Below are 12305 nucleotides of genomic sequence, written 5' to 3' on the forward strand. Positions count from 1 at the left end.
GGTGCAGGCACGGGTCCTCACCGCCCGTCGACGGCCTGACGTTCACGGCTCGCGTCCCCACGCGACCGGTCAGTCGTCGAGGTGCCGGATCACGCGAGCCGGGTTGCCGACCGCCACCACGTTCGCCGGCAGGTCCTTGGTGACGACGGCGCCCGCACCCACCACCGAGCTCTCGCCGATCGTCACACCGGGGCAGACGATCGCGCCGCCGCCGAGCCAGACGTTGTCGCCGATCGTGATGGGCTCCGCAGCCTCCCACTTCTGGCGACGCGGCTCCGGGTCGACGGGGTGCGTGGGCGTGAGGAGCTGGACGTTCGGGCCGAGCTGGACGTCGTCGCCGATGGTGATCCGGGCGACGTCGAGCGCCACGAGGCCGAAGTTGGCGAAGCAGCGAGCCCCGATGGTGATCTGCGAGCCGTAGTCCACGTAGAAGGGCGGGCGGATCTCGGTCCCCTCGCCGATCGAGCCGAGCAGCTCCTCGAGGAGACGACGGCGGAGCGGACCCTGGCGCACGGTCGTCGCGTTGTACGCGTCCATGAGGTCCAGAGCTGCCGTGCTCGCCTCGCCCAGCTCGGGATCGTCAGCGATGTAGAGGTCACCGGCGAGCATCCGCTCGCGCATGGTGCGGGTGTCGTCACTCTCCGTCGCCGCCATTCTCCGACGGTACCCAGACCCGTGGGCACCACGCCCCTCGCACCGGCCGGACGGCCGCCTGTTCCCACGCCGGTGCTCGGGCCCCGCCGCGGCGAGGTCACGCCGCGTCGAAGAACTCGAGCGTGTGGGCGAGGAAGGCCTCCGGCTTCTCCTCCGGGATGTAGTAGCCGGCACCAGGGATGCGCGTCATGGTGAAATCGTCGCTGTAGCCCTCGTAACCGCCGATGACGCCCGGATTCCCACCCTCTACGTCCCCGCCGTAGAGGACCACCCCGTAGAGGCCGAGGGTGGGGGTACGGAGGCGAGTGCCGCGGTACTCACCGGCGGCGGCTCGGCGGTTCTCACCGACGGCCAGGCCGCGGTACAGCGCTGCGGCCGCGCGGGCTCGAGCAGGGTCGCGAAGCCTGCTGGCGTACAGGTCGAGGTCCTGCTCCGACCAGACGTCCGGATCCGGGGTCTCGGCGGTCATGAGGTGACGGGGAAATCGCTGTCTGCCTGAACCGAGGAGCCGCGGCCCCAGCTTCGGCGTGGCCAGGGCGAACGTGGGCCACAGCCGCCACATGTACAGCAGCATGCGGGGAGACAGGTTCGGGTACGGGTGGGGAGCCGCCACGGCCACGTACTGCCGGATCCGCTCGGGATGAGCCAGGCACAGGCGGAAGCCCAGGATGCCACCCACGTCGTGCCCCACGAGACGGACCGTGTCGAGCCCGAGCTCGTCGATCAGCCCGACGACGTCGGCCATCAGCTGGTCGCGTTCGTACCCGTGGTCAGGGGCGTCCGTCCAGCCGGCACCTCTGAGGTCGGGACAGATGACGCGGTAGTGGGCGGCCAGGCCCGGGATGACCTTGCGCCACGCCCACCAGTGCTGCGGGAACCCGTGCAGGAGGAGCAGCGGTTCGCCCGAGCCGCTCTGGGCGACGTGCATGCGCAGACCCGGCAGGTCGACGAAGCGGTGCTCGACCCCGTCGAGGTGCGGCAGCTCCCCGGCTCTCGCACCGGATCCAGCTTCTGCGCCTCGCGGGCGCCGCTCGCGCTCCATGACACAACGCTACTACTACCGTAGTTCGCTGTCACTACTCCTATAGTTACCGAGCGGGCATGGCCGGTTCCCTCGAGGGCGCTCGGCCGAACGCTGGAGCCCGGCTCGACCCACGCCGGCGCGGGCGATCGGGCGATCGGGCGATCGGGCGATCGGGCGAGAATCGTCGCGAACGCGGTCACTCCTCGCCGATGTCCTCGTTCCACAGCGTCGGCTCGGCGGCGATGAAGTCGTTCATGAGCGTCACGCACGCCGGGTCGTCCAGAACGACGACCTCCACGCCGCGAGAGCGCAGCAGGTCCTCGCCGCCGTAGAAGGTGCGGTTCTCACCGATCACGACCCGAGGGATGCCGTAGAGCAGGATCGCACCGGTGCACATGTCGCACGGCGACAACGTGGTGACCATCGTGGCTCGTCCGTAGACGCTTGCGGGCAGCCGGCCGGCGTTGGCGAGGCAGTCGGTCTCGCCGTGCAGGATCGGGCTACCGTCCTGGACCCGGCGGTTCCGACCGACGGCGAGCACCGTTCCGTCGACGACTAGTGCCGCACCGATCGGGATCCCGCCCTCGGCGCGTCCGGCCCGGGCCTCGGCCAGCGCGACGGCGAGCGCCTCGGCGTCGGAGGCCACGGCCCGTCCGACCGGTGGGGTCACCGAGAGCCGCCGAGGTCGTAGCGCCAGTTCTGCGCGGTCATCAGGTGCCCCATGGCGCCTTCGAGCACGCCCAGGTCGTTCTCGCCCCACGCGCGCAGAGTGGTCGTCGGTGCAGTCCCCACGGTCACTGCACCACGTAGAGGAGAAAGGCGGTCGCCGCGAGGGCTGCGACCGAGAGCAGGACAAGCCTCAGATCATCGCCACCTGGCCGCGGACCGTCCATGCCGCGGACCCTATCGTGCAGGAGGAGCGTGGCCTCCCCGGTCCCGGCGCGCCGAGGCAGACACCCCCGGCGCGACACACCCCGCACTGACCCCGCGGGTCGGCGGTGGCCAACCTCACCGCCGCCCGGCGCCGCCTGCCGGTCACCTGCGATCGGGCCGGTGCGAGAATCGCTCCGTGCCGAACCCCTACCGCCAGATCCTCGCCCTGCCGGGCGCCCTGGCGTTCTCCGCGGCCGGGCTGCTCGCCCGGTTCCCGGTCTCGATGCTGGGGATCAGCATCGTGCTGATGCTGGCATCGCTGACGGGGTCGTACGGGCTGGCCGGCACCGTCTCCGCGACGTTCGTCGTCGCGCAGGCGGTCTGTGCGCCGCAGCTCGCCCGGCTGGTCGACCGGCACGGGCAGGCGAGGGTCATGCTGCCGTCGATCACGGTCAGCGCCGTCGGCATGGTCGCCCTCGTCGTCGCCGCCGTCACGGCTGCACCCACCTGGACCCTGTACGCGAGCGCCGTCCTCATCGGCTCCACCATCGGGGCGACGGGTGCCCTCGTCCGCGCGCGCTGGACGGGCATCGTGCGCACCCCGAGGGAGCTGCACCGCGCCTACTCGCTGGAGTCCGCCCTCGACGAGTCCACGTTCGTCCTCGGGCCGGTGGTCGCCACCGCCCTGGCCACCTCGGTCACGCCGTGGGCCGGGGTGGCGGCGGCCGCGGTGATCGTCGTCGTCGGCAGCTACGCCTTCCTGCTCCAGCGCGGTACCGAGCCGACGCCCGTCGTCGTGACGACGCACGGCCCCCGTGGCTCGGTGATGCGCTCGGGCGCGATGGTCGGGCTCGTCGTCGTCTTCATGTTCGTCGGCGGCATCTTCGGCGCGACGGACGTCTCCGTCGTCGCATTCACCGCCGAGCTCGGGAGCCCGGGCATGGCGGGCGTGCTGCTCGGCGTCTTCTCGCTGGGCTCGGTCATCGCCGGTCTGCTCTACGGCGCCAAGGTTTGGACGGGTCCGGCCTGGCGGCGCTTCCTCCTCGGCGTGCTGGTGCTCGCCGTCGGCACCTCGCTGTTCCTGCTCGCCGGCAGCCTGGCGGTCATGGCCGCGGTGATGTTCGTGACCGGCTTCGCGATCTCGCCGACCATCATCAACGGCAACTCCATGGTCCAGCACATCGTCGTCCGGCACCGGCTCACCGAGGGCCTGACCTGGCTGAGCACGGGGATCAACTTCGGCGTCTCCATCGGGTCCTCGGCGGCCGGGGCGCTCATCGACTCCGGCAGCTCGCGCGGCGGCTTCACCGTCGTCCTGGTCTGCGGAGTGCTGGCCGTCCTCACGGCGCTCGCCGCCGCCCCGATGATCCGCCGGCGCGACCACGGCGACCCGGCGCACGTCCCCGACGCGTAGGACCGACCCTCCCGAACTGCGGGACTCCAGGTACCGGGGCAGGATCGACAACGACTCCGTCCTACCCGAAGGAGACCGCCATGGCCGCGTCCGTCGCCGAGTACCTCGTCCACCAGCTTGTCGCCGCGGGAGTCTCCCGGATCTACGGCATCGTGGGCGACTCGCTCAACCCCGTCGTCGACGCCGTGCGCCGCACCGACGGCATCACCTGGGTCAACGTGCGCCACGAGGAGGCTGCCGCCTTCGCCGCGGCGGGCGAGGCGGAGATGACCGGCAGCCTGGCTGTGTGCGCCGGCTCCTGCGGCCCGGGCAACCTGCACCTGATCAACGGCCTCTACGACGCCAACCGCTCGCGCCTGCCGGTGCTCGCCATCGCCTCGCACATCCCCAGCGCAGAGATCGGCACGCAGTTCTTCCAGGAGACCCACCCGGACCGGCTGTTCACCGAGGCGTCGGTGTACTCGGAGATGATCGGCACCGCCGCCCAGGTGCCGCGGGTCACCCGCACGGCGATCCAGCACGCGCTGACCGCCCCGGGAGTCGCCGTCCTCACCCTGCCCGGTGACGTCGCCGACCAGGAGATCGACGACGACGGCGCACCCATCCTCATCCCAGGAGCGTGCCCCGCCCGGGTGGTCCCGAACGCCGAGGACGTCGCGGCGCTGGCCGAGGCGATCAACGACGCGAAGAAGGTGACGCTGTTCGTCGGCGCCGGCGCCCGGGGCGCCCACGACGTCGTGCTCGAGCTGGCCGACCTCGCCGCCGCGCCGGTGGGGCACTCGCTGCGCGGCAAGGAGGTCATCCAGTACGACAACCCCTTCGACGTCGGCATGTCCGGGCTGCTCGGGTACGGCGCCTGCCAGGACGCCATGGAGGGCGCCGACCTGCTGGTGCTGGTCGGCACGGACTTCCCGTACACCGCCTTCCTGCCCTCCGACGTCCGCACCGCGCAGATCGACATCGACGCCAGCCACCTCGGCCGACGGACCCGCCTGGACCTGCCGGTGCACGGCGACGTCGGCGAGACCATGCGCCTGCTGATCCCGCAGATCAGGCGCAAGCGCAGCCGCAAGTTCCTCGACTCGATGGTCAAGAAGCACGGGGGCCTCATGACCAAGGTGGTCGGCGCCTACACGAAGAACGTGGAGAAGACGAAGCCGATCCACCCCGAGTTCGCCGCCGTCGTGCTGGACGAGGCCGCGGCGGAGGACGCCGTGTTCACCGTCGACACCGGCATGAACAACGTGTGGGCCGCCCGGTACCTCACGCCCAACGGCCGGCGCCGCGTGATCGGCTCCTTCCTGCACGGCTCGATGGCGAACGCGCTCCCGCAGGCCATCGGGGCCGCCTTCGCCGACCGCGACCGGCAGGTGGTGGCCATGTCCGGCGACGGCGGTCTCTCGATGCTGCTCGGCGAGCTCATCACGCTGCGCCACTACGACCTGCCCGTGAAGGTGGTCGTGTTCAACAACTCCTCGCTCGGCATGATCAAGCTCGAGATGCTCGTGGAGGGGCTGCCGTCCCACGCCACCGACTCCCCCGCCGTCGACTACCGCCAGGTCGCGCTCGCCCTCGACATCCCCGCCGTGCAGGTCGAGGACCCCAAGGACCTGCGCAAGGCCATGACCGACGGCCTGAGAAGGCCCGGCCCCGCACTCATCGAGGTCCTCACCGACGGCAACGCGCTGTCGATCCCGCCGTCGATCACGTCCGGTCAGATCCGGGGCTTCGCGACGGCGATGACCAAGCAGGTCCTCGGCGGCGGCATGGGAGAGGTGATGGCGATGGCCCGGTCGAACCTGCGCAACATCCCGCGCCCGTAGGCGCCCGTAAGCGCCCGTCGGGCCCCCGCCCAGGCTGCGTGCAGCTCCCGACAGGCCCGACGCCGGCTCGCGGGACCGGCCGGACCTGGCCCGGCGGGACGCACGCGGGACAGACGCGGGACGCGCAGCACGAGGACAACTGACGGCAAGACCGTGCGCCCACCGCCCCTGCAGTGAGAACCTTGGCCGAGCCCCCCGCACAAGACTTCTTCGAGGACCGTGACGATGACGCAGCCCCAGCACCTGGTGATCATGGGTGTCGCCAGCTCAGGCAAGACGACGATCGCCCAGCTCCTGGTCGAGCGGCTCGGCTGGGTCTACGCCGAGGCGGACCAGTTCCACCCGCAGGCCAACATCGACAAGATGAGCGCCGGCACCCCGCTGGAGGACGACGACCGCTGGCCATGGCTGCGGGCGATCCGCACCTGGCTGGACGAGCAGGACCAGGCGGGGCGCAACACGGTCATCACCTGCTCGGCCCTCAAGCGCGTCTACCGCGACATCCTCCAGGGGGACGACGACGACGTCTTCTTCGTCCACCTCAGCGGCTCGCCCGAGCTGATCGCCGACCGGATGAGCAAGCGGGCCGGGCACTTCATGCCGACGTCGCTCCTGCCCTCGCAGTTCTCCACGCTGGAGCCGCTCGGCGAGGACGAGCCGGGCATCAGCGTCGACATCTCCGGCACCCCGGCGGAGATCACCGACGAGATCGTCGAGCGGCTCGGCCTGAACGCCTGACCGTCCAGGCGCCTCGAGGCAGCCGGTAGTCGGCCAGGAGCTCGGCCAAGGTCGAAGCACCGACTTCCTGTTGGGCGCCGCCGCGATCCCGGGGCGCCCGCGCACGAGGTCGCGGCGCGCCGGCGCGTGCTCTCGAGAGGCACTCGCAGACCGCTAGCTCTAGGGTCCAGGTGGTACCCGTTCCGCAACTGCACGCCCGCTGTGGTCCGGGTCACCGACGCGAGATCCGAGAACCGGGCCGCTCGTGCGCTGCGTGCGCGGGCGGCTCCCGAACGAACGGGAGAGCCCCCATGGAAGGTTGGACCCAGACACTCGGAGCGGGACCGCTCCTCGGGATCGCAGCGGCGGCCATCGCGCTGATCCTGGTGCTGGTCATCGTCTTCAAGATGCACGCGTTCCTCACGCTCATCCTGGTCTCCCTCGTGACGGCGTTCGCGACCGGCATCCCGGCGAACGCGATCGTCGACACGCTGGTGACCAGCTTCGGCGGGACGCTCGGCTCGGTGGCGCTGCTGATCGGCCTAGGAGCCATGCTCGGCAAGATGGTCGAGCACAGCGGCGGCGCACGGGTGCTCGCCGAGAAGATGGTCGACGTCTTCGGCGAGAAACGTGCGCCGTTCGGCCTCGGGCTCGCCTCGCTCATCATGGGCTTCCCGATCTTCTTCGACGCGGGCCTCGTGGTCATGCTGCCGATCATCTTCGCCGTCGCCCGCCGGCTCGGGAACAACGTGCTGCTCTACGGCATGCCCGCCGCGGCCGCCTTCTCGGTGATGCACGTCTTCGTCCCGCCGCACCCGGGCCCGGTCGCCGCCACCGAGCTCTACGGCGCGAACCTTGGGCTCGTCCTCGTCGTCGGCATCGTCATGGCGTTCCCCCTCTGGTACGTCTCGGGTTACCTCTGGGGTCTCTTCGTCGGCCGGCGCTTCATCCTTCCGGTACCGGCGCTGTTCGGGAGCAAGGACGACGACGTCCAGGAGAACCCGCCCAGCGTGAGCACGGTCATCGCGATCCTGCTCCTGCCGCTCATTCTCATCTTCCTCAACACCGGCCTGGACTTCCTCGACGCCGCGGGCGTGGTCGACGCCGAGAACCAGACCTGGGTCCAGGTGCTCTCCGCGATCGGCTCGGCGCCCATCGCCCTGCTGATCTCGGTGCTGGTGTCGATCTTCGTCCTCGGCAACCGTCGCGGCGAGCACGGCACCGCCCTGGAGAAGGTCGTCGACTCCGCGCTCGGTCCCGTCTGCTCCGTCATCCTCATCACCGGTGCCGGCGGCATGTTCGGTGGCGTCCTGCGCACCTCGGGCATCGGCGAGGCACTCTCCGACTCCCTCGCGGACATCGGCCTGCCGGTCGTCGTGGCCGCGTACGTGATCGCCGTCGTCCTGCGGGTGGCGCAGGGATCGGCGACGGTGGCGCTCGTGACGGCCGCCGGGCTCATGGCGCCCGCGGTGACCGCCGGCGACTTCAGCGTCCTGCAGATCGTCGCGATCACGCTGGCCACGGCAGCGGGCTCGGTCTTCGCCAGCCACGTGAACGACTCCGGGTTCTGGCTGGTCGGCCGACTCATGGGCATGGACGTCAAGACCACCCTGAAGACCTGGACCGTGCAGCAGACGCTGCAGTCCGTCCTGGGCTTCGGGCTGACCCTCGTCATCTTCGCGATCGGCTGAGGTCGGCCGACGGCGGGCCCGCGCGGATGCGTGCGGTCCCCCGTCGGCCCGCCGGCGCAGGCCGCCCGGATGCGTGCTGGGCCCCGCCGACGCACGCCCCCCGGATACGTGCTAGGGGCCGCCGTCGGCTCGCCGGCCCGAGAACAGTCTCGGCACACCGGGTGTCGTGGCGCAGCCCGGCGTGCGTGATGCGGGTGAGCGCCCGCACCCGCACGGGCGCGTGCAGGGGTCAGAGGCCCGCTACGGCCTAGGGCGCGGGGACGGCCGGGCGTCCGGCCGTGTGCTCGCGTGCGGCACGCCCCTGGAGCGGCAGCTCGGACCGCACGATGCGGACGATGCGCCGCGAGCTCTCCTCGGCCAGGTCCTCGTTCCCGGCAAGGATCGCGCGGGCGACCTCGCGGTGGTTGTCGACGGCCGACGGGGTGGGGTCACGCGGGGTGAGGCCGAGCTCGTTGCGTCCCACCAGGGTCGCCTCGATCGCCGGCTCGAAGGCGATCAGCATCTCGTTGTGGCTGGCGCGCAGGAGCAGCAGGTGATACTCGACGTCGAGCATCAGGTACTCCATCGTGTCGCCCAGCCCGCGACGGCCGAGCTCGACGAGCCGTTCGGAGAGCGCCAGGAGCCGGTCCCGCTGGGTGTCGGTGGCGTCGCTCGCGGCGAGTCGTGCCGCCGTCGGCTCGACGGCGGAGCGCAGGTCCGTCAGCGACAGCAGCTGCTCGTCGCGGCCGGGGCCGGCGAGGCGCCACCGGATCACCATCGGGTTGAGCACGTCCCAGTCCGACATGGGACTGACGATGAGCCCCACCCTGCGCCGTGCGGTGATCATGCCGAGGGACTGCAGCTCCCGCATCGCCTCGCGGGCGACCGTGCGCGAGACGCCGAACGCCGACTCGAGCTGGGTCAGGTTGAGGACGTCCCCCTCCACCAGCTCACCCGCCGCGATGCGGTGGCCGAGCACGTCGACCACCCTCGTGTACACAGACTCTCGAGCCACGCTGCTCCTTCTCGTTCTACCCCTAGCATGCCCGACCGGCGCAAGCGTCACTTCGCCGGAGGGATGTTCCAGCTCGGTGTCGCGGCCTCGAAGTCGGCCGGGAAACCGTTGAACCGGTCGGGGTGGAACCCGGTGCGGCCGTCCTCGCCGCGGTCCAGGGTCGCGATCAGCGCCATGTCGTCCTCGGTGAGCGCGAAGTCGAACAGGGCGATGTTCTCCGCCTGCCGCCCGGGCGTCACGGACTTCGGGATGACGACGTTGCCGAGCTGGACGTGCCAGCGCAGCACCACCTGGGCCGGGGACCGGCCGAGGCGCTCGGCGATCCCGACGATCGCCGGATCGGCCAGCACGGCGCCCTGAGCGAGCGGGCTCCACGCCTCGGTGACGATGCCGTGGGCCGCGTGGAACTCGCGCAGCTCGCGCTGCTGCAGGTAGGGGTGCAGCTCCACCTGGTTGACGGCCGGCACTGTCGACGAGCCGTCCATGAGCTCGGCGAGGTGGTGCGCGAGGAAGTTCGACACCCCGACGGCGGCGATGCGTCCCTCGTCCCGCAGCCGTTCCATGGCGCGCCAGCTGTTCGCGGACTCCCCGCGGGCGGGGCACGGCCAGTGGATCAGGTAGAGGTCGACGGCGTCGAGGCCGAGCTCGGTGCTGGAGTCGTCGAACGCGCGCAGCGTGGAGTCGAAGCCCTGGTCGGTGTTCGCGAGCTTCGTGGCGACGAAGAGGTCCTGGCGCGCGAGCCCCGACTCCGCGATGGCCCGGCCGACGCCCGCCTCGTTGAGGTAGCGGGCGGCGGTGTCGATGCTGCGGTAGCCCGCCTCGAGCGCGGTCCGCACGACGTCGCCGGTGGTGGCGGGGTCGACCTGGAACGTGCCGATGCCCACCTGGGGGATCTGCGCCCCGGTGTTGAGCTCGATGGTGGGTACTGGATGCGAGTTCATGTGCAGGAGCATCTTTCGTGTTCGGGGTTCGAGGCGACGTCGAGCAGGATCAGCAGACCGGGACGACGGCGTAGGTGGGACGACGGCGTAGGTGGGACGACGGCGTAGGTGGGACGACGGCGTAGGTGGGACGACGGCGTAGGTGGGACGACGGCGTAGGTGGACGGCGGCGGGGCCGGGACGACGGAGTGCCCCCCGTCGGCGTGGCGGCCGCCGACTGCGTTCCGGACCCGGCCGACCTGACGGCCGTCGGACGGCGTTCCGGACCCGCCGGCCCGGCCCGGTCCGTGGGACGGCGTCCGGGCCGGCGGGTACGGCTGGCTACGGGAAGATCAGGCCGGCCTGCTCCGGCAACCACATCGTCAGCACCGGGACGAACTGGATGATCAGCAGCATGGCGATGAGCGAGAGGAAGAACGGCATGAGCTTGGCGATGACCTGCTCGACCGGCACGTTCGCGACCTTCGCGCCGACGAACAGCACCGGCGCCGAGGGCGGCGAGATCACCGCGATCGACATGTTGAAGACCATCATGATGCCGAGGTGCACCGGGTGGATGCCGTACTCGATGGCGATGGGCAGGAAGATCGGCGTGAAGATCAGCACCGCGGGGGTCGCGTCTAGCGGGATCCCGATGATGAGCAGGATCAGCGCCATGAGGAGCAGGAAGACGATCTTGGAGTCGGTGAACTCCGTCATCCAGTTGCCGACGAGACGCGGGATGCCGGAGAACGTCATCGCGTAGGACATGATCGACGACAGCGCGATCAGGAAGATGACCACCGAGCTGGTGCGGGTCCCCTGCAGCAGGATCTTCGGGAAGTCCTTCACGGTGACGGTCCGGTACACCAGCGACAGGACTGTCGCGTAGATGACCGCCACGGCCGCACCCTCGGTGGGGGTGAAGTACCCGAAGACGATGCCGCCGATGACGACGACGATCAGCATCAGGGACGGCACGGCCTGCCAGAGCACGAGCAGCCCGGTCCGCAGGGACGGTCGCGAGCTCCCCCGCAGCTCGGGACGCTTGCGCGAGTACAGCCAGATGATGAGCATGCACGCGGCGCCCCAGAGGATGCCCGGGATGTAGCCGGCGAGGAACAGCGCGCCGACGGAAGCCTGGGAGACCAGGGAGTACACGATGAGCACGTTCGACGGCGGGATCAGCATCCCGGCCGGGGCCGAGGCGACGTTCGCCGCGGCGGCGAAGCGCATGTCGTAGCCGTCCTTGCGCTGGGACGGGGCCATCGAGGAGCCGACCGCCGCGGCACCGGCGAGTGCGGAGCCGGAGATCGAGCCGAAGAGCATGTTCGCGAGCGTGTTGGTCTGGGCGAGCGCCCCGGGCATCCGGCCGACCATCACCTTGGCGAGGTTGATCAGCCGGGTCGCGATGCCGCCCTGGTTCATGATCGCGCCGGCCAGCACGAAGAACGGGATGGCCAGGAGGGCGAAGTTGTCGATGCCGTTGAAGATCTTCTGGGCCGCGGTGAAGATGCCCTGGTCCGGCCCGAGGAGGAGGAGCAGGGCGACAGCGGAAGGCAGTCCGATGGAGATGGAGACGGAGACCCCGAGCGCCATCAGGCCGAACATGCCGACGATGAGGATGATCCCGACGAGTGCTGCATCGGTCATGGTCAGATCCCCTCTTCCAGGTAGCCGTCGAGATCGACGTCCTGCTCAGCAGGGTCCACGACCGTCTTGGAGATGACCTCGATGATGTGCAGGAGCGAGTAGATGATGATGAGAGCGCCCGTGATGGGCAGCACGAGGTAGATCTGGCCCTGCGTGAAGGGCAGGAGCTGCACGGTGTCGTTCCACGTGCTCTCGATGTACTTGGCGCCGCCGTAGATCATGACCCAGACGGCGAAGCCACCGACCACGCAGTGGGCGAAGATCTCGATGGCCTTGACCACGGCCGGCCGGAAGCGCTTGACGAGGAAGTCCATCGCGACGTCGTCCTTCTCGCCGATCACGTAGGCCGCGCCGACCAGGCCCTGCCAGATGAACAGGAAGCGGGCCATCACCTCGGTCCAGGCGTTGCCGCCGACCGTCGCCCGGGCGACGACCTGCCAGGTGACGACCAGGATCATGAGGGCGAACAGGACGATGCAGAACCAGCGGAGGAACACGTCCATCGCCGTCCGGAACTTGTGCACGGCTTTCATGGGGTCACA

12 protein-coding genes are annotated in these 12305 nt (G+C 70.4%); 4 read left to right on the plus strand and 8 right to left on the minus strand.

Translation table 11 applies throughout. The features are described 5' to 3' along the window. Positions 1-69: 69 nt before the first annotated feature. From GD748_RS03365 to GD748_RS20105, 4 genes are all read right to left on the minus strand, one after another. Entirely contained in the window at positions 70-654 is a 585-nt protein-coding gene (locus GD748_RS03365; protein ID WP_193312792.1) for a sugar O-acetyltransferase, read from the minus strand. Positions 655-751: 97 nt separating this feature from the next. Continuing rightward, positions 752-1696: an alpha/beta hydrolase gene (locus GD748_RS03370; RefSeq protein WP_152193756.1), complete on the minus strand. Its 945-nt coding sequence runs from the start codon at positions 1694-1696 to the stop codon at positions 752-754. A 178-nt stretch (positions 1697-1874) separates the two neighbouring features. Next, positions 1875-2324: a nucleoside deaminase gene (locus GD748_RS03375; protein ID WP_152193757.1), complete on the minus strand. Its 450-nt coding sequence runs from the start codon at positions 2322-2324 to the stop codon at positions 1875-1877. Between the two features lie 20 nt (positions 2325-2344). Beyond that, on the minus strand, positions 2345-2470 hold the full coding sequence (locus GD748_RS20105; protein ID WP_264372465.1) for a hypothetical protein: 126 nt from the start codon (positions 2468-2470) through the stop codon (positions 2345-2347). Positions 2471-2747: 277 nt separating this feature from the next. Between GD748_RS20105 and GD748_RS03380 the strand changes: the two genes are divergently transcribed. The 4 genes from GD748_RS03380 (at position 2748) to GD748_RS03395 (ending at position 8196) form a co-directional block, all read left to right on the plus strand. Continuing rightward, positions 2748-3965 (plus strand): MFS transporter, encoded by a 1218-nt coding sequence (locus tag GD748_RS03380; RefSeq protein WP_226920705.1) that lies wholly within the window; start codon positions 2748-2750, stop codon positions 3963-3965. An 80-nt stretch (positions 3966-4045) separates the two neighbouring features. Then, a complete protein-coding gene (locus GD748_RS03385) occupies positions 4046-5788 on the plus strand; it encodes a pyruvate dehydrogenase (protein ID WP_152193759.1) in 1743 nt (580 codons plus the stop codon). 225 nt (positions 5789-6013) lie between these two features. Continuing rightward, on the plus strand, positions 6014-6526 hold the full coding sequence (locus GD748_RS03390; RefSeq protein WP_152193760.1) for a gluconokinase: 513 nt from the start codon (positions 6014-6016) through the stop codon (positions 6524-6526). Positions 6527-6816: 290 nt separating this feature from the next. Beyond that, positions 6817-8196: a GntP family permease gene (locus tag GD748_RS03395; protein WP_152193761.1), complete on the plus strand. Its 1380-nt coding sequence runs from the start codon at positions 6817-6819 to the stop codon at positions 8194-8196. 247 nt (positions 8197-8443) lie between these two features. Here the strand turns inward: GD748_RS03395 and GD748_RS03400 are convergent, their stop codons facing one another. The 4 genes from GD748_RS03400 to GD748_RS03415 form a co-directional block, all read right to left on the minus strand. Next, positions 8444-9190 carry a FadR/GntR family transcriptional regulator gene (locus GD748_RS03400; RefSeq protein ID WP_152193762.1) on the minus strand — a complete coding sequence of 249 codons (747 nt, stop codon included), beginning with the start codon at positions 9188-9190 and terminating at the stop codon, positions 8444-8446. Between the two features lie 47 nt (positions 9191-9237). Then, a complete protein-coding gene (locus GD748_RS03405) occupies positions 9238-10131 on the minus strand; it encodes an aldo/keto reductase (protein ID WP_152193763.1) in 894 nt (297 codons plus the stop codon). A gap of 321 nt (positions 10132-10452) precedes the next feature. Further along, on the minus strand, positions 10453-11763 hold the full coding sequence (locus GD748_RS03410) for a TRAP transporter large permease (protein WP_152193764.1): 1311 nt from the start codon (positions 11761-11763) through the stop codon (positions 10453-10455). Between the two features lie 2 nt (positions 11764-11765). After that, on the minus strand, positions 11766-12296 hold the full coding sequence (locus GD748_RS03415) for a TRAP transporter small permease (protein ID WP_152193765.1): 531 nt from the start codon (positions 12294-12296) through the stop codon (positions 11766-11768). Between the last annotated feature and the right edge of the window lie 9 nt (positions 12297-12305).

The sequence above is a fragment of the Georgenia subflava genome (genome assembly GCF_009193155.1).
Taxonomy (GTDB): domain Bacteria; phylum Actinomycetota; class Actinomycetes; order Actinomycetales; family Actinomycetaceae; genus Georgenia; species Georgenia subflava.

Excerpts from the sequence above, each read along its gene's own strand:
- GD748_RS03365 (WP_193312792.1), bottom strand. The coding sequence starts at position 654 with ATGGCGGCGACGGAGAGTGACGACACCCGCACCATGCGCGAGCGGATG.
- GD748_RS03370 (WP_152193756.1), bottom strand. The coding sequence starts at position 1,696 with ATGGAGCGCGAGCGGCGCCCGCGAGGCGCAGAAGCTGGATCCGGTGCG.
- GD748_RS03385 (WP_152193759.1), top strand. The coding sequence starts at position 4,046 with ATGGCCGCGTCCGTCGCCGAGTACCTCGTCCACCAGCTTGTCGCCGCG.
- GD748_RS03390 (WP_152193760.1), top strand. The coding sequence starts at position 6,014 with ATGACGCAGCCCCAGCACCTGGTGATCATGGGTGTCGCCAGCTCAGGC.
- GD748_RS03395 (WP_152193761.1), top strand. The coding sequence starts at position 6,817 with ATGGAAGGTTGGACCCAGACACTCGGAGCGGGACCGCTCCTCGGGATC.
- GD748_RS03405 (WP_152193763.1), bottom strand. The coding sequence starts at position 10,131 with ATGAACTCGCATCCAGTACCCACCATCGAGCTCAACACCGGGGCGCAG.
- GD748_RS03410 (WP_152193764.1), bottom strand. The coding sequence starts at position 11,763 with ATGACCGATGCAGCACTCGTCGGGATCATCCTCATCGTCGGCATGTTC.
- GD748_RS03415 (WP_152193765.1), bottom strand. The coding sequence starts at position 12,296 with ATGAAAGCCGTGCACAAGTTCCGGACGGCGATGGACGTGTTCCTCCGC.